The organism is Synechococcus sp. RC10B2 (assembly GCF_047502635.1).
On sequence record NZ_JANSHO010000076.1, the window covers coordinates 13,015 to 33,456 of the forward strand.

Here is a 20,442-nt window from a genome sequence, read left to right on the forward strand (position 1 = left end):
GAGGTTCCAACCGTTGGCACTCGAGATCATCCCGCTGGGCGGTACAGGCGAAATCGGCAAGAATCTGAACTTAGTCCGCTGCGACGGCGAAACACTGATTGTGGATTGCGGGATTTCGTTTCCGGGCGAAGACCTGCCCGGCGTAGACTTGGTCATCCCTGACCCAGAGTATCTGCTTGGCATCCGCGACGAGCTGCAGGCGATTCTGCTGACGCACGGGCACGAAGACCATGTGGGCGCGTTGCCGTATCTGTTGCCCCGCTTGGGCAAGTTGCCGATTTACGGCACGCCGCTGACGCTCGCCTTGATTGAGCAGAAACTCCGCGAGCGACGCCTGGACGCCCCGCTGAACCCTGTCAAGCCCGGAACGCCGCTTCAGGTGGGGAGCATCACCGTCGAGCCGATTCGCGTGACGCACAGCATCCCCGACTGCGTGGCGTATGCGCTGCGCACCGCCGAGGGGATTGTCGTCTTCACGGGCGACTTCAAGTTCGACCACACGCCTGTGGACGGCGAGCGTACCGACTTCAACCATTTGGCGCGGCTGGGGGACGAGGGCGTGCTGCTGCTGCTGAGCGACTGCACGAACGCCGAGCGCACGGGCTGGACGCCTTCCGAAAGCACGGTGAGCGACGCCTACTACACGCTGTTTGCCAACGCGCAGGGGCGCATCCTCGTCACAACCTTTGCCTCCAACCTCCACCGCCTGCAGCAAGCGATTGACATGGCGCAGCTGTACGGGCGCAAGGTCGCCGTGCTGGGCAGGCGCATGGAGCAGAATGTGGACATCGCCGTGCAGCGGGGCTACCTGCGGGTGGAGCCAGGCGTACTCATCAGCGCGCGGCAGATCGACGACTACCCCCCAGAGCGGATTCTGGTGCTAACCACAGGCAGTCAGGGCGAGCCGCTTTCCGCGCTGAGCCAAATCGCCGCCGACGAGTATCCCCGCCTGAAAATCAATCCTGGCGACACGGTGATTCTGTCCGCCACGCCCATTCCGGGCAACGAGAGCCTCGTGTGGCGCACGGTGAATCGCTTGGTGCGTCTCGGCGCGAAGGTCTACCACGACGGGATTGCCCCCGTGCATGTGTCGGGGCACGCGAGCCAAGAGGAGCTGAAGCTGATGATTAGCCTGCTGAAGCCACGCTACCTTGCGCCTGTGCATGGCGAGCCGCGCCACCAAGCGGCGTATTTTGAGCTGGCGCGGCAGATGGGCTACCGCGACGACCAGATGTTCATGCTGGAAAACGGCGCCGTGCTGCGCATCGAGAACGGGGTTGCCACGCTGGGCGAGAAAGTGCCTGCAGGCAGGCTGCTGATAGAGGAGGGCGTGGAGGGCGGCGTGCCCGAATCGCTGATTCGCGACCGACGGGTTATCGCCGAGGAGGGCATCCTCGTCGCGCTGATTACCGTGCGCGCCCAGACGGGCGAGCTGGTGGACGACCCGCAGTTTATTCTGCGCGGCTTCGAGTGGCAAAACGAGGCGCAGCCCGAGCTGGCGCGTGAGGCGATTCTGCAGACGCTGGGCAAGATGTCGCCCCCTGAAATCAGCGACTGGGACAACATCCGTGAGGAGCTGACGCAGGTGCTGCGCCGATTCTGTCGCAAGCATCTCAGCCGTCGCCCGATGATTGTGCCCGTCGTTACAGAGGTGTGATGGCGCTGGGCGTCTACACTGAGGTCAGCCTCATCCTGCTGGCGGCGGCGGTGCTGGGCGCGATTGGGCTGCTGTTGCGCCAGCCGCTGATCATCGTCTATATCCTGCTGGGCATCGCGCTGGGTCCGTCGGGTATCAAGCTGGTGCAATCGCAGGATGTGGTCGACTTGCTGGCGCAGGTCGGCGTCGCAATCTTGCTGTTTCTGGTCGGGCTGGAGTTGAATCCCGACTATGTGCGGCGGATTGGCGCGGTCGCTGTCGCCACGGGGCTGGGGCAGCTGAGCTTCACCATCATCATCGGCTTCCTGCTGACGCTGCTGCTGGGCAAGGATTGGCTGACCGCGCTCTATATCGCGATTGCGCTGACCTTCTCCAGCACGATTATCATCGTGAAGTTGCTCTCGGACAAGCGCGAGTTGGATACGCTGCATGGGCGGATTGCCGTTGGCTTCCTGATTGTGCAGGATATTGCCGTGATTGTGGCGTTGGTGGCGATGAGCGTGCTGGGCGGCGGTCAGGCGGGCGAGCAGGGACTGGCGCAGGTGCTGGGCGCGATTGCGCTCAAGTTGGCGGCGCTGGGCGCGGGGATGTACCTCGCGATACGCTACCTGCTGGGACGGCTGCTGCGCTTTCTGGCGCGCTCGCTGGAGTTGCTGCTGATTTTCGCGGTGGCGTGGGCGGTCGGGCTGGCAGCGCTGGGCGATTGGCTCGGCTTCTCTAAGGAGCTGGGCGCGTTCCTGGCGGGCTTCGCGCTCTCGCCGACCCACTTCCGCGACGCCATCAGCACACGGCTGATTCCCCTGCGCGACTTCCTGCTGCTGTTTTTCTTTATCGACTTGGGCACGAAGTTCGACCTCGCGACCGCGCAACAGGAGTGGCTGACCGCGCTGATTCTCGCGCTGTTCGTGCTGATTGGCAACCCGCTGATTGTGATGGCGATTATGGGCACGATGGGCTACCGCCGTAAGACGGGCTTCCTCGCGGGGCTGACCGTCGCGCAAATCAGCGAGTTCTCGATTATCTTTATCGCGATGGGACTGTCGCTGGGGCATGTGCGCCAAGACGCGCTCAGCATCACAACGATGGTCGGACTGATTACCATCGCGCTCTCCACCTATATGATTCTCTACTCGCAGCCGTTGTATAAGCGACTGGAACGGTTCCTCAAGCCGTTCGAGCGCAAGGAGCCGTTCGCCGAGAAGCGGTTCGAGGCGCAAGAGTTGGACGACGCGCCGTATGAAGTGATTGTGTTCGGGCTGGGGCGTACAGGACGGCTGGTGCTGGATCATTACCACGCGCTGGGCATTCGCGCGATCGGGGTAGATTACGACCCCGAGGCGGTCGCCGCAATGCAGGCAAGCGGCATCCCCGCGCTGTTCGGCACGGCGGAAGACCAAGAGTTCATTCGGGGACTGCCGCTCGCAACGGCGAAACTGCTGGTGATTACGCTGCCCCACATGGACGATGTGCAAGACCTGATGCGCATCGTGGACGCGACAGACTTTGACGGGCGCATTATCGCCGTCGCGCGCTCGGAAGCGGACGCCAACGCGCTCAAAGCCATGGGCGTCGACGAGGTAATCAACCCCTTCGAGCTGGCGTTCGACGCGATTCGCAAGCTGACCCTGCAAGAGTAGTGCGGGGCTAAAAGTAGTCAATCGCCAAAATTGCCAACAAATCGCCAGCTATTCGCCAAATCGCTTTGGGATATACGTGACATTCCTCCCTCTGCCCTGCTGTTGGAAGATTCCCAACTCTACCAGTTGCCTTAAGTCCAAACGCGCGCCTTCGTCCGAAACTCCAGTAATCCGCCTGTATTCTCGGTTAGTGATTTTACCGTGCTCTTTTGCATAATTCACAGCCTGCACTTGTCTTTCATTCAGCCCCATCTTGCGCAGTCGCTCTGGCGTGTACGGGTCTTTGAGGAAGCGCACGCGGAACTGAAGCGCGTCGGCGTTGAATTCAGGTTCGGGTAGTCCCTGTTCGCGGCAGAGGGCAATTATACGCGCGGTTCCTGTGCCCCAGCGTTCAATCAAGCCTGCAAAGTAGAACGCTTGCGCCAGCAGTGGATTGCGCAGTACCGATAGATGCTGTGGCTCGCGAAGCTGCTCTACGGTGAGTTCCGATGGAAGCCCGCCAGGGTTCCAGATGCTCAGCTCGTTGTCGTAGAGGCGGATTTGGATGTCGGTGGCGACCGTGTAGTCGCGGTGGATAAGCGCGTTGATGACCGCCTCGCGTAAAGCCTCCAGCGGGTACTCCCAAATATCGGTACGCGCAAGTCCTTCGAGGCTCAGGTCAGAGACTTTGACCTCGAAGCGCACCTGCAAAATGCGCCGAAACCGCTCCATCGCGCCGTTCAACTGCTCCCAAAGCGTGCCATCGAACTCATGCGTATCCACAACCTCTGTCGGGCTGCGGAAGACACCGATTCGCACACGCGCCTGGACAAATCGCTCTTGCGGACGACGCCCGAACAGAAGTAGACCTGCGTTGGTGAGGCGTCCTTCCCGCAGCAGCCCCAGGTTCTCAAGGATGAGCTGTGGCTGGTCTGGGGCGATGTAAGGCAAGCGCGGGCGCGCCAGTTGCACGAAGGTCGTTAGCATCTCTGGGTGCACGCGCTCAATGTCGTAAGGCGTGAGCAGTGAGTCCCAGGTTTGCCCTGAGCGAGTCAGGAACTGGCGCGCCAGTTCTTCGGGTGTAAAATCGCGGTTCGTTGTGCCCACGCGCTTGAGATAACGCCCACCACACGGCACGATTGCCGACGATATGCCCACTTGAACGACCAGCAGAGGCTTTCCCGCACGGGTTTCCACGCGAATAGACGGCGTTATCCCCAAGCGCGAAGTGATGATATTCGCCAGCCGCTGTATCGCGTGGTCGCTGGCGTCTGTACCGACAATCGTCCCATCTTTCTCAACGCCGAGGTAGAGCGTCCCGCCGCGTGTGTTGGCAAAAGCGGCAAGGTCTTCCAACGCGCGGTCTGTCCACTCACGCTTGAACTCTACCGTCTCGCTCTCGCGCCAGTCTATGGGGTTCATACGCCACCGCTGCTAAGTGATTATATCCCATGCCTATATCCTAAAAATAATCAATCGGCGTGAGCGCGGGGCGGCGTTCGGGGAAGAGCATCTCCAGCGCGTGTAGCACGGCGTCGGGCGCGTGCAGCATCCGACGCGCGTGCAACTCGGAGACGCTGAATGTGCCGAACGCCAGCAGCGCAAGCGTCTGGGGCGTCAGCGCGAGCGTGAATAGGTCGGGCTGCGCATCGCCGACGAGAAGCGCGCCCCCCTGCGCCGTAAGGCTGAGCGTCTCGCCGTCGCCTGAGTTGCCGTTGCGCACGGCGAGCGTGAACGGTTGGAACCCATCGGGCGCGGGCATCTCGGCAAGCAGCGTCTCCAGCAGGGCGCGACACGACACAGGGCGCGCCATCAGCTGCGGCAGCACCTGAATGGTGTAGATGGGCGTGTGCGGGTCGCTGGGGGGCGATTGCCAACCACTGATGCCCAGCTGCTGCCACGCCTCCAACGGCAGATTGAACTCGATGGTCTTCACTGCCTCCTCGTTCACGGCGAGCGTGCCGATAATCGCGCGGCGCGCCTGTTCGGTGCGCCAGACCATCTCGCGCACGCGCAGCGTCCAGCCCGAATCCACGAAGTCATAGAACAGGTAGCCCTCGATGCCGTCCTGCCCGTCCGCCAGCCACAGGTTCGGGATGTTCCAGAACAGGTACTGCCAGCGGCGTTCGTCGCGCACGAGGCTGCCTGTGTAGCGTGCGCCGCAGGCGTCGTACAGGCGAATCACCGCTTCGTAGTCGTCGGGGTAGGCGCGTCGGAGCGGGGGCGCATCATAGCGGGGCAGCTGCGCAGGCGCAAGGCGTATCTGCGGCAGATAGCCGACCGTCTCCCAGCCGTGCTTGCGGTAGAACTTGTGGTCGAACGCCTGCAGAATCGCCAGCGGCGCGCCCTCTGCCTGAAGCGCGTCTACCACTGCCCGCAGCAACGCCGACGCCAGCCCACGCCTGCGATACTCAGGCAGCGTCGTCACCCCAGAAATCCCGTAGCACGGCACAGCGCGCGACCCGATGCGAATCGTCAGCGGCACGGCGGTCAGCACGGAGACCAGCTTCCACTCTGACCAGTGGCGCAGCCACAGCCCCCACCGCTGGTTCACCTCGAAGTAGGGGTCGTCGTAGAAGAAGCGTCGCGCCGTGCGCCTATCGAGATTGAAGCCCGCACAGATGACCTGCAGGAACTCCTCCGACTCGTCCAAGCGCGCCTGTCGCGTCTCTGTTGCGTCCCGCCGCCGAAACATAGGGCTGCCGTAAGGCGCAATCACATCGCTGCGCCTGCGCTGAAGATAGTACCTGAAGGCGAGATTTCAGCAGCGCAGTCCCTTCACCCGATAGGGTATACTCTCCCCGCAACACGGAGGGCGACGATGCGCAGGAGTGCTTGGCTGGTGTGGCTGGGCTTAGTCATGTGCGGCTATTCGCAAGCGAAACTGACCCTTACGCCGTTGGACACGAACCCCAATCCCAATCTCATCCGCAACGCCAGTTTCGAGGCGGTCGAGAGCGACCTACCTGTCGGCTGGACTTGGGACAAGCGCAACACCGATTCAGCCGTGCAAGTCGTCTCGGAGGCGGGCGCGACGGGGCAACGCTGCCTGAAGTTCACCAACACGACGCCCTTCGGCGCGGACATCTACGGGCTGCTGCGCTACGCAGGCGGCGTACCCGTGCAGCCAGGCGCGGTCTACACCCTCAGTTGCCGCTACAAGACGCGCGAGGGCTATGTGGGCTTCGTCGGCGGGGGCGAGAACTGGCGCGTGCGCCTGCCGCTGGAAGACACGCGCGGGCTGTGGCGACGCGCCGAAATCACCTTCGCTACGCGCGAGAACGAGACCAGCTTCGACCTCGTGATTGTCATCGAAGCGCCAACGGACGGCGTGTGGATCGACGCCATCAAGTTGGAACCTGGCAACCGCGCCACGCCGTTCGTGCCCGCCGAGACGCCTGAGCGTCCCATCCTGACGCTGGACGACCTCGGCGAGGAGGTGTACCTCAGCGAGCCGCGCGGGCGCGTCGAGTTCGAACTCTACACCCCGCAGCCTGTGCGCAACGCCGAAATCGAAGCGCAGTTAGGCGAGCAGCGGGCGCGCCAGCAGCGCGTGAATCTCGCGGCAGGGTATACCCGTATCGCTTTCGAGTACGACGCCCCCAGCGCCCCCGAACAGACCCTGCGCCTGCAGATTCGGCAGGGCAGGCAGACGCTTGCCGAGACCGAGCGCGCCCTGCGCTTCTTCACGCCCGCTCTTGCGCAGCAACGCCTACAAGCGCTCGCCGCGCAGCTGCCCAACTGGGAGTCGCAACTCCAGCGCGTGCGCGAGAGCGGACAAGACATCGCCTACCCGCAAGCGAGCCTGACCATCCTGCAGGAGTTCGTGCGCTATGTCGGCGAGGACTTGCAGAAAGGGCAACTGCAACGCGCCTACGCCCAACTGGACGAGATGGAGCGCGTCGCCGCGCGGCTGAACCAGCGGCTGGCGGAAGCCCTAAGCGGCGCGAAACCCCTGCCGACCGTGCCCCGCTATGTGACCTCGCCCGTTGAGATTCGCGGCGCGTCGCTGATTGCCGACACGGTGAACCCCCTCACGGGCGAGCGGGAACGCCGCCCCGTGTTTTTCGTCGGCTTCGGACATTTCGGGCAGGTGCGCGCTGACATCGAAAAACTCGCGCAGATGGGCTTCAACCTCATCCAAATCGATCGCGGCGTGTGGGACATCCTGCCCGAAGAGGGGCAAGTAAACCTGAAACCCATCGAGGAGGATGTGCTGCCCGTGCTGCGCCGCGCCGCCGCCGCGAATGTGAAGGTGGACTACCTCATCAGCCCGCACTACATGCCCGAATGGGTCTACCGCAAGTATCCGCACCTGCGCCAGCCGCGCGACGGGTTCATCCAATACAGCCTGTTCGCCCCAGAGAGCCTGACCGTGCTGCGCGAATACATCGGGCACTTCGCGCCGCTGCTGAAAGACCAGCCCGCGCTGCTGAGTATCTGCCTCTCCAACGAGCCGATCAACAAGGAGTCGCCCGATTCGCCTCCCCATCAGCAGGCGTGGCGAGCGTGGCTACAGAATCGGCACAAAAACCTCATCACCCTCAACACACGCTGGAAGACGAGCTACAAAAGCTGGGATGAGATCCCTATCCCTGCCGAAGGTGCAGGCGCGCCCTACGCCGAGTGGCAGCAGTTCAACGCCGAGACGCTGGCGAACTGGCATCGCGAGCTGGCAGCCGCAATTGAACAGCACCTGCCTGGCGTGCCCAAGCACGCGAAACTGATGAGCTGGACTTTCACCAACGACCGCGAGCTGCCGCGCGGGGTAGACCCAGAGCGCTTCGCCGAGTTCTGCGAGCTGAACGGCAACGACGCCTACACTCTACCGCTATGGGACAAGGACGCGCCGTGGGCGTTCGACTGGGTGACCACGATGCTGGCGCACGAGATTCAGCGGTCGATGCGCGACGCGCCCGTGTTCAACTCGGAGAACCACATCATTCGCGATCGCGAGACGCGCTATGTGCCGCCGCAGCACGCGCGCGCCGCGCTGTGGGAGGCGGCGATTCGCGGGCTGTCGGCGACCACTTTTTGGGTCTGGGAGCGCACCGACGACCCAAAAAGCGACTTCGCGGGCAGCCTGCTGCACCGCCCCGAAATCGTCGAAGCGCTGGCGCACACCACGCTGGACTTGAACCGCCTCGCGCCCTACATCGCCGCGTTGCAGAACCAGCCGCCTGATGTGTATATCCTCTACTCGCAATACGACATGATGATGCAGGGCGCGGACGCCGTCGTGCCGCGCGACAGCCTCTACATCGCCCTTACGATGCTGGGCGTGCGTGTGGGGTTCATCACCGAGCGGCAACTGGAGGCGCGCCGCCTGCCCCCAAACGCCTCGCGCCTGATTGTCGCCAACACGCAGTTCATCTCCGACGAGGCGTTCGCGGGGCTGGACTTCCTGCGCCAGCAGCGCGGGCTGCTGGTGCTGGGCTTTGGCGAGCCTTCGCTGGAGTTCGACCGCTACGGCAGGAAGCGTATCTCGCGCCCTGGCACGACCACTTTTGAGCGCAACCCGCTGATGGACGCGCGACGACTGCTGACCCGCCTGCAACCGCTGCTGGGCAACTGGGGGATTGCGCGCCCGCTGCGCCTGCTGAACCCAGAGAGCGATCAGCCTGTCTGGGGCGTCGGCTACCGCGTCGCGCCCTACGAGGACGGCTATGTCGCCAGCCTGTGCAACTACACCCGCGCGCCGATTACCGTGCGCCTCGTCAGCGACGCGAACCAGCCCATCACGGCGACCAACCTCCTCGACGGCGCAACTGTGGAAGGCACGATCACCCTGCAACCGCTGGAGCCTGTGCTGCTGCGCTGGACACGCTGACCGCTGAAGCCTGCCCCGACACTGAAGCGGTTGGGGGGTCTGCAAGGCGCATTTGGCAGAGGATTGTTGAGCCAGTCGGGTATACTGCAACCTGATAGGCTATGGTACAGCGACTGCGCTTGCGGAATTTCCGGAGCTTCAAGGACGCTACGATCGAGCTGCGTCCGCTAAACATTCTCGTGGGGGCGAACGCTTCGGGCAAGACGAACTTGGTGCATGCGTTCCGCTTCCTGCGCGACTTGGCGCGTTCAGGGCTGGAGAACGCCGTCGCACTTCAGGGTGGGGCGGAGTACCTCACGAATCTGCAGTCCCGTGAACGGGAATTGACCATAGAACTTGCGATGGCGCCGAAAATGTTGGTTCGCTCGGAAGGCGCAGACCGCGAAGGGCTGCAAGTAGAAACGATACGCTACGAATTGACTATTCAAACCATTCGCACCAAAAACTCTGCCCGTATCGTTCGAGAAACCTTTGAGGTGTGGCACGCAGCGTCTAAAAGCAAGGCGACAGTCTTGGAAATGACGCGCGAGGGTAAAGTTGTCCGCGTGCGACCAGCCGACTCGCCTCTCCTGCGCGTGCGCTTCCGCAAGGGTGAACGATTTGAACTGGAGACAGGCACCTCGTTGTTTGGGATTGCCCCACTTATGCTGGGGTTACCGCCCTTTCTGTTTGGGGAGAATATCACGATTTATGATTTCTCTCCAAAACAAGCTAAGCAGGCGATTCCCGTGGCGTCCGCGCATATGCTGAGTGAAGACGGCTCGAACCTGCCGCTGGTGGTTCAACAACTGCTGCGCAATCCTCGCCAACGGGAGCGGTTGCTACGCTTGGTGCAAAGCGTGCTGCCCTACATCCAACACCTGCATACGACGATGGTGGGCGGGCAGCATGTGCAGCTGCAGGTTCAGGAGACCTATCACGGCAAGCGCGCGCTCCCAGCAATGCTGCTCTCAGACGGCACAGTAGAGATTGTCGCGCTGGTGGTCGCGCTCTTCTTCTCGCGTCTGTCTAATGGGCTTGTGGTTCTGGAGGAGCCAGACCGCAACCTACACCCAGGCTTGATGGGCGCGCTGATGGAACTCTTTCGCGACGCGGCTGAAACAAGCCAGATTCTTGTCACGACCCATAATCCCGAGCTTGTCCGACGCGCCGACTTAGAAGACCTAATCCTTATTGAACGCAATCGTGAAGGCAATTCGGTGATTAAGCGACCCGCCAATCAAGAGGGCGTAAAAATCTTTCTGGAAGAGAATTTGGAATTAGACTATCTACACACTCAACAACTTCTTGGCGTATGAGTATCACACAGTGGCGGCGAATTGCCTTGTTTGTAGAAGGCGAGGAGGATAGAATATTCGCCGAGCGTATTTTAGTACCGCGCTTGCAAGTCGGGTACGATGAAGTGAGTCTCCATACATACGCCGAAACTTCTGACGACAAGCTACGAAACCACTTTCGATCGCTTGTGCGCATGGGCAGCGACTTTTTTCTCCTCGTCGACTACGACCGAGGTCCGTGTATTACTGCAATTCGGCAAAAGTATGCCCAGCGATACGAACGCTATTTGGACGAGGCGCAGGTTTTAGTCGCACGCCCGATGATAGAGGCATGGTATGCTGCAGGCGTTCCATCCGAAAACCCATTCAAGATAACTATTCCAAGCCTGGTAGACGGCTTAGACAAGCAGGAATTCGCGCGGATTTTCGGTGAACGCGCAGAGCGGCGTCGTGGGAAACGCCGCGAGCTGCTCCAGCAGATACTTGCCGTCTACGATTGGGGCTTAGCTCTCCAGCGCAGTGCGTCGCTCCGCTACTGCGCGCTCAAGCTGGGAATTGCCGAATAGCGGACAGCGCGGGTATACTACCCACGGAGGTTGGTTATGAGCACCATCAAGGAGCAACTGATTGCGGGTCTGAACACGGACTTGGCGAACGAGTATCAGGCGATTATCACCTACATCACCTACGGCGCGACCGTGACCGGCATCTACCGCGAGGAGATGAAGGAGTTCTTCATGCGCGAAGTACCCGACGAGCTGCGCCATGCCGAGTATCTGGCGAACAAAATCGCCGCACTGGGCGGGACGCCCACCACGACGCCCGTCGCGGTGCCCCCCGCCAGCGACCTGAAGCAGATGCTGCTGAATGTCCACCGCGCCGAAGAAGAGACCATCGCCCGCTACCTGGAGCGACGCCACCAAGCCGAGCAACTCGGCGACTTCGGGCTGGTGAACGACCTCGAGGAAATCATTTCCGATGAGACCAAGCACAAAGAGTCCATCGAGATGATCCTGCGTGGACTATGACAGTGGAGGGACAAAGTTGGAACGACGCGAAGTAGATCGCTTGTGGAAAGACATCCCGTACACTGAACGACGCGGGATGCTTGGGCGAGGCGCGTCCTCACGCTCTGTCGGCAAAGACGACGCGCCGCCGCCCCGATTCGCTACAGACTTCGCTCCAGACCCCATCGACTTTGCGCTCTCGGAGCTCGGCGAAACGGGGCGGACAATCTGTGCGCTCATCGAAAGCCAACAAATCGAGCCAGCAGTGAAAGCCACCATAGAGCATTTCGAGCCCTTGCTTACTCGACTCCGAGACATAGACATTATCGAAAATCCGTTCTCACTGGTCGAGCAGCAGTTGAACGGTCTGGCGCACCTTTTAGCATATGCTCTCCTTTCACAAGCAGAAGCCGACCGCTCACTGCTCAGAACGCTCTCGTGGCAATTCAAGCGGTGGGTCAACCGCGGGTTGGATGACACCGACGCCTATCTGATATGCGCGTTTGCCCTCAGCCTCTACGACGAATCCCTCAGCCGCGACTTGGAGCCGCGTGTGGAACTGTCCCCCACTGAGCTCAAGGTGCTTCTCATGCGCCCCGACGAGATAGACAAAAGTCTTGAGGAAAAGTTAGACCCATGGTTCGTTATTCCCGATGGTGATTTGATGGAAGGCGAGTCATCGGAACATGACATCATCGACGAGTTTCCAGAAGACGACATGATTGAGCTGGGACCACTGCCCGCCTTAGATATCGTCCACGATCTCGTGGCTATCCGACTGCGCCTGTTAGAGCGTCGGGGTCAAGTCTCGGACTACCTGAAGTTAGCTCGAATAGCCAAGCAACATCATCGCTACGCAATTATGCTGGCGCTGCAAGGCGATTTAGAGGGCGCAATCGAGACGGCGCGTCGGGAATTTAAGGAGACTTACCAATGGCTGCCATTCGCAAAAGCGTTAGATGCGCTGGGGCATACGGAGACCGCCTTGGACATGGCAGTTGGTTGGCTTCGTGAGGAATTCCCAATTACGGACGCGCTTGATGTGGGACCATTGACTGCGTTTGCCGAATGGCTGGCGGCGCGCGCCGCCGCGCTGGGCAAACACGAGGTCGCGATGGAGTTTATCCAAAAAGTCTACTTCCAAGAACCCACCCTCGCGCGCTACCAGCTGTTCCAGCAAATCGCAGACGAGCAGTGGGAGCAGCTGCGCCCGCGCGCGCTCGAACACCTCCAAGAGGTGGGCGAAGTCGAGGAGGTTGTAGAAATCTACTTCTACGAAGGCATGTACGAAGACGCACTCAAGATCCTTATCGAGGAAGACTCGCTTGTGCCCGAATATGCGCACCGACTCGTGGAGCATTTTCCCGAACAGATCCGCAACGCCTGCCGTGAACAAGCGGAGCATTTTCTGCGCATGACAAATCCTGACCTGTACCCCATCGCCGTTGAATACTTGGCTGTGGTCAAGCGGTCGTATCAAGTGGAGAATAAACTGCACGAGTGGGACGCGCTCCTTCAGAAGTTGCTTGAGCAATACAAGCGCAAGCCAGGCGTGCCCCCTCTCCTGCAGAAACTCGCCCAAGACGATGCGTCGACGCCCTAAGCGACGCCCTATCGAGTAGAATTGCAGGGTATGAGCCTCATCCAGACCTACTTCGAACGGCTACACGCGCAGTTGCAGGCGCTGGAGCAGCGTTCGAGCGCGGCGATTGCGCAAGCCGCCGAACGCTGCGCCCAGTGCCTACTGCAGGGCGGGGTGATCCATGTGTACGACACGGGGCACCTCGTCTCGCGCGAGCTGATTAACCGCGCGGGCGGGCTGGCGGCGTTCGCCCCACTGAGCTTCGACCTGCAGGTGACGAACACGAACGCCTACCGCGAGGCGCACGGCGTCGGCGCGCAGACCACCCCCGAAACCGTGCGCTGCATCGTGCGCGCCGCGCTGGATCGCAGCCGTATCGCCCCGAACGATGTGCTGATTATTGGCAGCGTGTCGGGCAAGACGCCGTTCCCCGTGGAGCTGGCGTTGCAGGCGCGGGCGCGCGGCGTGTTCACCATCGGGCTGACCGCCATCGACTACTCGTCGCAGCTGCAGTCGGAACACGAATCGGGCAAGCGGCTGTACGAGGTGGTGGACTTGGTCATCGACAACGCCGCGCCCTACGGCGACGCGATGCTGACGCTGGAGGGCGTGGAGACCGCGTTTTGCCCCGCGTCGGGCATCGGCGCAGCGGCTGCGCTGTGGGCAGTGGTCGCAGGCATCGTGGAGCGGATGACCGCCGCAGGCAAACCGCCCACCATCCTCGCCAGCATCAACAAACCCGACGGCATGGAACGCTACCGCGCGACTATCGAGCAATACAAGCAAAGGGGGTACTGACATGGAGCGCACGCCGAAGATGGTGCTGTTTGTATGTGTGGGCAACTCGTGTCGCAGCCAGATGGCGGAGGGCTTCGGCAACCAGTACGGGCAGGGCAAAGTGGTCGCCTTCAGCGCAGGTACGATGCCGTCGGGTAGAGTCCATCCATTAGCCATCGAAGCCATGCGCGAGGTCGGCATCGACATCACGCGTCAGACCTCCAAAGGCGTATGGGAGTTCGACATCACGCAGTTCGATGCCGTGGTGAGCCTGTGCGACGCCCGCACCGATGAGTTGTGCCCCGCGACCTACATGGGCGTGCAGGAACACTGGGACATCCCCGACCCTGTGGGGCTGCCGATGGAGGAGTTTCGGCGCGTGCGGGCGATGATCGAAGCGCGTGTCAAAGACCTGATTGAGCGACTGAGCCGCGATGCGTGAGCCGCGCCTGGTGGTGATTGCGAGCCACAACCGTTCGAAGTCGCGCGAGATCGAGCAGCTACTTCGGGCGGGGCTTGCCGACCTGCCCGTCGAGATACGGCTGCTGGCGGACTATGCCGACGCGCCGCCTCCGCCCGACGAGAACGCCGACAGCTATGTGGGCAACGCGGTCATCAAGGCGCGCGCGTGCGCCGCGTTCACCCGAGCCATCAGCTTCGCCGACGACGCGGGGCTGGAGATCGACGCGCTGGGCGGCAAGCCGGGCATGTATTCGCGTCGGTTCGCGGGCGAGCAGACGCCCTTCCCCGTCAAGATGAGCCTGCTGCTGGAGATGCTCAAGGATGTGCCCGCTGAACGGCGCACGGCGCGCTTCCGTTGTGCGGTGGCAATCGCCACGCCCGACGGCGCGTGCCACACCTTCGAGGACACGCTGGAGGGACGCATCGCCGACGCGCCGCGCGGACAGGCAGGCTTCGGCTACGACCCCATCTTCTATGTGCCGTCGCTGGGTTGCACGCTTGCTGAACTGCCCGCCGAGTTCAAGAATCGCATCAGCCACCGCGCGAAAGTGATGCGCCAAGCGATACCCTGCCTGCGCGCCCTGCAGCAGTACGCTGATAACTGAGCCTCATACCAACTGCGCAGTCAGCGTTCATAATACCCCCCTCCTTAAGGTTCCCCCCGCTTCGCGAGGGGAACCGCGCAGGGCTTCGGTTCCCCCTGCCCGCAGGGGGAACCTGCAGGAGGGGGTGTCAATTGTCCTTGCTTTTGTGGAGTCTGCCCTACAGCAGGAATCGCCCCACATACAGCGAAACTCGCCCGCTTAGGAGGCGAACGATGCTGGTCACAACACTCTCTGAAGTGCCAGGCTATCGGATTGCGAAAGTGCTGGGCGTTGTGAAGGGGAACACCGTGCGGGCGACGCACTTCGGCAAGGATTTTCTGGCAGGACTACGGCAGATTGTCGGCGGTGAGCTGAAAGAGTATACCGAGATGCTTGCCAACGCGCGTGCGGAAGCCGAGCGGCGCATGCTGGAAGAGGCGGCGCGGCTGGGCGCGAACGCCATCGTGAATGTGCGCTTCGTGTCGGGCAACATCACCGCCAACGCCGCCGAGATTCTGGTTTACGGCACAGCGGTCGTCGTGGAGCCTGACTCGCACGGGGGCTAACGGATGCGCTTACAGGGACGAGTCGCATGGATTACGGGCGCGGCGCAGGGGCTGGGCGAAGCGTTAGCGTACCGACTCGCGCAGGAAGGCTGCACAGGGCTGGCGCTGAGCGATATCCAGACGGAGCAGTTGACCGCCGTTGCGGATGCCATTCACGCCCAGCACCCGCACTGCCAAGCGATTGCCATCCCCTGCGACATTCGCCGCGAAGAGGAGGTTGTGCGCGCCGCCGAGCAAATCGCCCAGCAGTTCGGCAGGCTGGACATCTTGATTGCCAACGCTGGGGTCATTCACTCCGCTGAGCTGACCGAGATGAGCCTCGAACAGTGGCAGTGGCAGATTGATGTGAACCTCACGGGCTACTTCCTGTGCGCCCGTGAAGCCGCCAAGCTGATGAAACCGCAGGGCGCGGGCGTCATCCTCCAGATTAACTCCAAGTCGGGCTTGAAAGGGAGCTACAAGAACTGCGCCTACGCCGCCAGCAAGTTCGGCGGCATCGGCTTGACGCAAAGCATCGCGATGGATCTCGCGCCCTACGGCATCCGCGTGAACGCGGTGTGCCCTGGCAACCTGCTCGATTCGCCGATGTGGCAGGGGACGCTGTTCGAGCAGTACGCCCGCAAATGGGGCTTGCCCGAAGACGCCATCCGCCGCTACTACGAGGCGCAGGTTCCGCTGGGGCGCGGCTGCGCCTACGACGATGTGGCGAATCTGGTGGTGTTCCTCGCCTCCGACGAGGCGAGCTACATCACGGGCGAGGCGTACCGCGTCGCAGGGGGGCAGCTGTAGCCCTTGCATTCCCAATACACACTGGGGTATACTGAATCTGCGATGCAACGCTGGGCGATTCGCGTGGCGCAGTTGTTGAGTTTGCTGTGGGCAACCCTGTTCCTCACAGTGAATCTGCTGCATCCGCTGACGCACAACCCGCTGCAGCACGACGGAAGCGACTGTCTCGTGTGCGTGCTGCACAAAACGGCGTCCGCAGAGCCGACGACGGCGCACGATGCCATCCACGCGACGCCCCTACAAATAGGCGAGCCGATACTCCTTCCCTTTGAGCCGACGGCGTCCTTCGAGCGAATAGCCTCTCGTCCCCAAATCCCCCGCGCACCCCCTGCCTAACCTGCCTGTAAGTTTCACCACGCGCGCGGCTTCCGCGCGCACGCCGTTCACGCTTTGACACACGCACGCCTTCACGGGCGTTCAGGAGGTTCAGGTTATGAGACATGCTATCGTGGCGCTTGTAGCAGCAACAGTCCTATCGTTTGGATGGGCGCACGACGACGATCTGCTGTTCGGTAGGGACGGCAATCGGGTGGAGGTACTCCAGCCGCAGCCGCACCCGATTCGGCAGATGTCGAGCGTGCTGGGACGCTTCATCTTGGATGTCGGGCTGGACTTCTACTTCGATTACGATACGGGGCAACCACACCTGCAGTTCTGCCGTGTGCAGCAGGTGTGGATTACCCCAGGACTGGTCGGCTCGAAGTCGGGCTTCGGCAACCGTTTCTGCGCGTCGGGTTGCGCGAACTTCTTCGATCTCCCGACAAACGGCACGCCGCACCACCATTTTATCTTCGCGGCGAGCGCGCCAGGCGTCTATGTGTGGGATGTGCGGGGCGTAAGCGCGATTGCGCGGGACGGCACAGCCCTTCAGGATATGCCCTACGCCTACCGCGTCTACATGGTGGCGGGCAACCCGCTGCGCCTGTTTGGGAGCGTCGCGCCTGCAACGGGCTATCAGGGCGACCTGTACGGGCTGATGTTGACCGTGCAACTGCGTCAGGGCGGGACGACCGTCGCCGAGGCGAGCCTGCCGCCCAACCCAACGGCAATCTACCCCTACATGGTGGGCTTCAACCAGCCTGCGGGAACCTATACTGTCGTCGCCAAGCTGGGCAAGCACCTCTCGCGGCGTGTGGATAACCTGTCGCTGAGCGGTAGCCACGCCCGCAACTGGAGCTTCACCACGCTGGGCGACCTGAACAACGACGATGTCATCGACGACGCCGACCTGCTGATGGTGCTGTTCGCGTTCGGTTCGGGCAACTCCGACGCCGATGTGAACGGCGACGGTATCGTCGATGACGCAGACCTACTCATCATCCTGTTCAACTTCGGCGCCGTCGGGGAGGGCGCCCAATAAATGCCCCCGAAAGGAGGACACACCATGAAACGCTGGATGACATTCGGACTGACAATCGCGCTAAGCGCGCTGTTGAGCGTATCGTTCGCAGACGGTGAACACGAGGACATTCACTTGGGCGCGATGGACGGCGCAGCGGCGGTGATTGAACCCGAAGAACTTGCGGAGCCGCCCTACCGCCTCCGCTACACGCTGACCGAGCTACTGCCTGGGCTGTTCGGCGCCGATGTCGGCTGGGATTTCCACACCGAAGAGGGCGACGACCACCCGCAACTGCGCCAAGTGACGATTCAGCAGGTCTTCATCTCGCCGCGCTTGGTGGGCGTGGTTGAGGGTGAGGAAGACCCCATCTTCGGCGAGGGGCTGCCCGGCACTTGGACGCTGATCTACGACCCGAACGACCCCGAAGCGGTGCATCAGCACATCATCTTCGCGACCGACTTCCTGCCCAGCGAGGACAACCCGCTGATTTTCCAGTTCCGCTTGGTGAACGCCATCGCGTGGGACGGCGCGCCGCTGAACGACTCTGGGGTTTACACGCTGGAGTTCGTGCCAGAGCCTGCGAGCCTGCTGGCGCTGGGCGCGGGTCTGGCGGGGCTGGTCGCGCTGCGCCGCCGAGGAGGCAAGCGATGAAGGTCGCCTATGTGTTTATCACGCCGCGCGCCGCGATCTACAAGCTGGGGCAGATGATTCTGCCTCAGCTGGAGGCGGGCACGCACGGCGTGGAGGTCGTCGGGATGTTCTTCTTCGACGATAACGCCTTCGTACTGCGCAAAGGCGACCCGATTGGCGAGCGACTGGCGAAACTCGCGAAGGAGAAGGGTATCTTGCTGATGATTTGCGACGCCTGCGCGCTGGAGCGCAACTTAGCCAAGGGCGAGCCGCGCTGGTGCACCCCCGACGGCACAGGACGCGCCACGCCAGGCGACTGTGTGCCTTACAACACTGTCGAGGGCGTGCAGGTGGGCTGCTTCCCCGACCTGTACGCCGCGCTGGCAGGCAACCCGCCTGACCAAGTCATCTCGCTGTAGCGCGGGGGGGGGGTAGAGCCACTCGTGTGGGTGATGCCCTCACCCCCAGCCCCTCTCCCACTGCGTGGGAGAGGGGGGCTTTGGAGTGCTGAAGCGACGCTTCAGCGATTGGGCGGAAGCTCCGCTTCCGCACTCCAAAATAGGAGGTGGTCTCTATGCGACGCAACGGCTTCACACTGATTGAACTGCTGGTCGTGATTGCGATTATCGCGATTCTGGCGGCGATTTTGTTCCCTGTGTTTGCGCAGGCGCGCGAGAAGGCGCGTCAGACGCAGTGTCTGAGCAACATGCGCCAGATGGGGCTGGCGGTACAGATGTACCTGCAGGATTTTGACGAGCGGTTCCCGCTGGACAGCCACACAGGGTCAGGCGCGAGCTGGACTTGGCTGTTCACGCTGGAGCCGTACACCAAGACGCGCCTGCTGTACCGCTGTCCCAGCGACCCCAGCACAAACTGGGAGCGCCCGCGACCAGGACAACGCACGCCGCGCCGAGTCTCGTATGGCACCAACTTCTGGATGCTGCCCGCGCTGTGGGGCGAGCAGGACTGCCTGGGCTACAACAGCCTCGCCTCCATCGTCTCGCCTGCCAGCACCATCTACATCGCGGAGGTCAAAGAGGATACCACCACCGACCACTACCACCCTGGCGCGTGGCGGTTCCCGAACGAGTGCAGCAGCGTCTACTATGCCGAGCCGCAGCGCGAGTTGGCGCTGACCTGGCACAGCGGTGGGGCAAACTACACCTATGTGGACGGGCACGCGAAGTGGCACCGCTTTGAGCAGACCTGGACGCCCGACGGCAGCGTCGATCGCTACGACCCGCGCCGTTGACTGTAGGGGCAGCCCTGTGTGGCTGCCCGCTGCCCACCGATTAGGCGAACGGCGCGCACAATGGATCGCCGACCACGAGGTCTTTCCACATAATGAACGGGCTGGCTGCCCACAGGCTTTCGGCAATCGTGCGCCCGCGCGTGTAGCAGTCGAACATCACCTCCGCGCGGCACAGCGCCGCCGTGTACGGCTCCGACACATAGCCCTTGACGCCCGTCGCGCCCTGCGCAATCAGGTCGGCAATCAGCGACTGCCCCTTGTCCGTAAAACGAAAAGTGCGCGCGCTGGTGGACACAGCGGTCTCGGCAATCGAGCCGGGGCGGAAGCGCAGGCTGCGATAACTCAGCACATTGAACTTGTGGTCGTTGCTGCCCCACGAGTAGTAGCCCATGATGTCGCGCACTGCACCCACGAACGCCTCCTCCTCGTCCAAAATCACCTCGAAGCCGCGTTGCCTAAGCAGTCGCGCTGCCGCGCGCATGCTCTCGTTGATGGCGCGATAGCCGCCGCTGTTGCGCTTGGGGTCTAAGTCCAGCAAAAACACGCCATTCGCCCGCTTGGCTTTGAGCGCGTTGTCGATCAAGTCGCGAATGTGTTGCATCGTGTAGCCGTCCAAGCGCGTCGCCAAGTAGAATCCGTACTTGCGTCGGCTGAACCGCTCGTTTTTGCCGAAATACGGGTTTAGGTTCGCCTCGGTCGGCCGGGTGCTGAACGGTCGCTTGAGTGGAGCGCACATCAGCGCGCAGTCCACCGAGAAGCCCCCTTCGCGAATGCGCAGCGGTATCCCGCGTGTCAGCACCAGAAAGTCCACACTCTGCTCCAGCCTGCGCTGGCGCAACAGATCCATCACAGGCTTCTCGATCGTGTCCCGATACTCCACCAGCGGCACTTCCTCTTGGGGCACGCAGTCGATGGTGAAGATGTGCGTGCTGGGCAACTTGCGCTTCTCGGCGTAATACTGCGCAATGGAGACCGAATCGGGACTGCGCCGCGTGGCTATCACCACCACATTACTCACCCGCTGCATACCTGAAGTATACCTCGATGGGGTATACTCTTAGCCACGCTAAA

20 protein-coding genes are annotated in these 20,442 nt (G+C 62.1%); 17 read left to right on the plus strand and 3 right to left on the minus strand.

Annotation, left to right across the window (positions count from 1 at the left end; all coding sequences use genetic code 11):
- Positions 1–13 precede the first annotated feature (13 nt).
- Positions 14–1,657 carry a ribonuclease J gene (locus tag NW855_RS11395; RefSeq protein ID WP_414508772.1) on the plus strand — a complete coding sequence of 548 codons (1,644 nt, stop codon included), beginning with the start codon at positions 14–16 and terminating at the stop codon, positions 1,655–1,657.
- A complete protein-coding gene (locus NW855_RS11400; RefSeq protein WP_414508773.1) occupies positions 1,657–3,294 on the plus strand; it encodes a cation:proton antiporter in 1,638 nt (545 codons plus the stop codon). Before NW855_RS11395 ends, NW855_RS11400 begins: the two co-directional genes overlap by 1 nt.
- Before the next feature lie 48 nt (positions 3,295–3,342).
- Here NW855_RS11400 and NW855_RS11405 read toward each other — a convergent pair whose 3' ends face one another.
- Positions 3,343–4,695: an ATP-binding protein gene (locus NW855_RS11405; protein WP_414508774.1), complete on the minus strand. Its 1,353-nt coding sequence runs from the start codon at positions 4,693–4,695 to the stop codon at positions 3,343–3,345.
- Between the two features lie 40 nt (positions 4,696–4,735).
- Positions 4,736–5,992, minus strand: a complete 1,257-nt coding sequence (gene eis / locus NW855_RS11410) for an enhanced intracellular survival protein Eis (protein WP_414508775.1) — start codon at positions 5,990–5,992, stop codon at positions 4,736–4,738.
- Positions 5,993–6,094: 102 nt separating this feature from the next.
- On the opposite strand from eis, the gene NW855_RS11415 reads away from it, so the two are divergent.
- The 15 genes from NW855_RS11415 to NW855_RS11485 all read left to right on the plus strand — a co-directional run bounded on the left by NW855_RS11415 (position 6,095) and on the right by NW855_RS11485 (position 19,371).
- The gene (locus NW855_RS11415; protein ID WP_414508776.1) at positions 6,095–9,103 is read left to right on the plus strand and encodes a beta-galactosidase; all 3,009 of its coding nucleotides are present in this window, start codon (positions 6,095–6,097) and stop codon (positions 9,101–9,103) included.
- Positions 9,104–9,204: 101 nt separating this feature from the next.
- The gene (locus NW855_RS11420) at positions 9,205–10,401 is read left to right on the plus strand and encodes an AAA family ATPase (RefSeq protein ID WP_414508777.1); all 1,197 of its coding nucleotides are present in this window, start codon (positions 9,205–9,207) and stop codon (positions 10,399–10,401) included.
- Positions 10,398–10,946: a hypothetical protein gene (locus NW855_RS11425; RefSeq protein WP_414508778.1), complete on the plus strand. Its 549-nt coding sequence runs from the start codon at positions 10,398–10,400 to the stop codon at positions 10,944–10,946. Before NW855_RS11420 ends, NW855_RS11425 begins: the two co-directional genes overlap by 4 nt.
- A gap of 36 nt (positions 10,947–10,982) precedes the next feature.
- Positions 10,983–11,408 carry a ferritin-like domain-containing protein gene (locus tag NW855_RS11430; protein WP_414508779.1) on the plus strand — a complete coding sequence of 142 codons (426 nt, stop codon included), beginning with the start codon at positions 10,983–10,985 and terminating at the stop codon, positions 11,406–11,408.
- Between the two features lie 16 nt (positions 11,409–11,424).
- Positions 11,425–12,990 carry a hypothetical protein gene (locus tag NW855_RS11435; RefSeq protein WP_414508780.1) on the plus strand — a complete coding sequence of 522 codons (1,566 nt, stop codon included), beginning with the start codon at positions 11,425–11,427 and terminating at the stop codon, positions 12,988–12,990.
- A 30-nt stretch (positions 12,991–13,020) separates the two neighbouring features.
- Positions 13,021–13,767: a sugar isomerase domain-containing protein gene (locus tag NW855_RS11440; RefSeq protein WP_414508781.1), complete on the plus strand. Its 747-nt coding sequence runs from the start codon at positions 13,021–13,023 to the stop codon at positions 13,765–13,767.
- 22 nt (positions 13,768–13,789) lie between these two features.
- Positions 13,790–14,188: an arsenate reductase ArsC gene (locus NW855_RS11445; RefSeq protein WP_414508782.1), complete on the plus strand. Its 399-nt coding sequence runs from the start codon at positions 13,790–13,792 to the stop codon at positions 14,186–14,188.
- Positions 14,181–14,813 (plus strand): non-canonical purine NTP pyrophosphatase, encoded by a 633-nt coding sequence (locus NW855_RS11450; RefSeq protein WP_414508783.1) that lies wholly within the window; start codon positions 14,181–14,183, stop codon positions 14,811–14,813. The genes NW855_RS11445 and NW855_RS11450 overlap by 8 nt, the downstream gene beginning before the upstream one ends.
- A 212-nt stretch (positions 14,814–15,025) precedes the next feature.
- Entirely contained in the window at positions 15,026–15,358 is a 333-nt protein-coding gene (locus tag NW855_RS11455) for a YbjQ family protein (RefSeq protein ID WP_414508784.1), read from the plus strand.
- Positions 15,359–15,361: 3 nt separating this feature from the next.
- Entirely contained in the window at positions 15,362–16,147 is a 786-nt protein-coding gene (srlD, locus tag NW855_RS11460; protein ID WP_414508785.1) for a sorbitol-6-phosphate dehydrogenase, read from the plus strand.
- 42 nt (positions 16,148–16,189) lie between these two features.
- Positions 16,190–16,483, plus strand: a complete 294-nt coding sequence (locus NW855_RS11465; RefSeq protein ID WP_414508786.1) for a hypothetical protein — start codon at positions 16,190–16,192, stop codon at positions 16,481–16,483.
- A gap of 97 nt (positions 16,484–16,580) precedes the next feature.
- Complete coding sequence (locus tag NW855_RS11470) at positions 16,581–17,507, plus strand: hypothetical protein (protein WP_414508787.1); 927 nt, start codon at positions 16,581–16,583, stop codon at positions 17,505–17,507.
- Positions 17,508–17,531: 24 nt separating this feature from the next.
- Positions 17,532–18,140: a PEP-CTERM sorting domain-containing protein gene (locus NW855_RS11475; protein WP_414508788.1), complete on the plus strand. Its 609-nt coding sequence runs from the start codon at positions 17,532–17,534 to the stop codon at positions 18,138–18,140.
- A complete protein-coding gene (locus NW855_RS11480; protein ID WP_414508789.1) occupies positions 18,137–18,538 on the plus strand; it encodes a SaoD/DsrE family protein in 402 nt (133 codons plus the stop codon). Before NW855_RS11475 ends, NW855_RS11480 begins: the two co-directional genes overlap by 4 nt.
- Positions 18,539–18,693: 155 nt before the next feature.
- Entirely contained in the window at positions 18,694–19,371 is a 678-nt protein-coding gene (locus NW855_RS11485) for a DUF1559 domain-containing protein (RefSeq protein ID WP_414508790.1), read from the plus strand.
- A 40-nt stretch (positions 19,372–19,411) separates the two neighbouring features.
- Here the strand turns inward: NW855_RS11485 and NW855_RS11490 are convergent, their stop codons facing one another.
- Positions 19,412–20,398: a TIGR03790 family protein gene (locus NW855_RS11490; protein ID WP_414508791.1), complete on the minus strand. Its 987-nt coding sequence runs from the start codon at positions 20,396–20,398 to the stop codon at positions 19,412–19,414.
- Between the last annotated feature and the right edge of the window lie 44 nt (positions 20,399–20,442).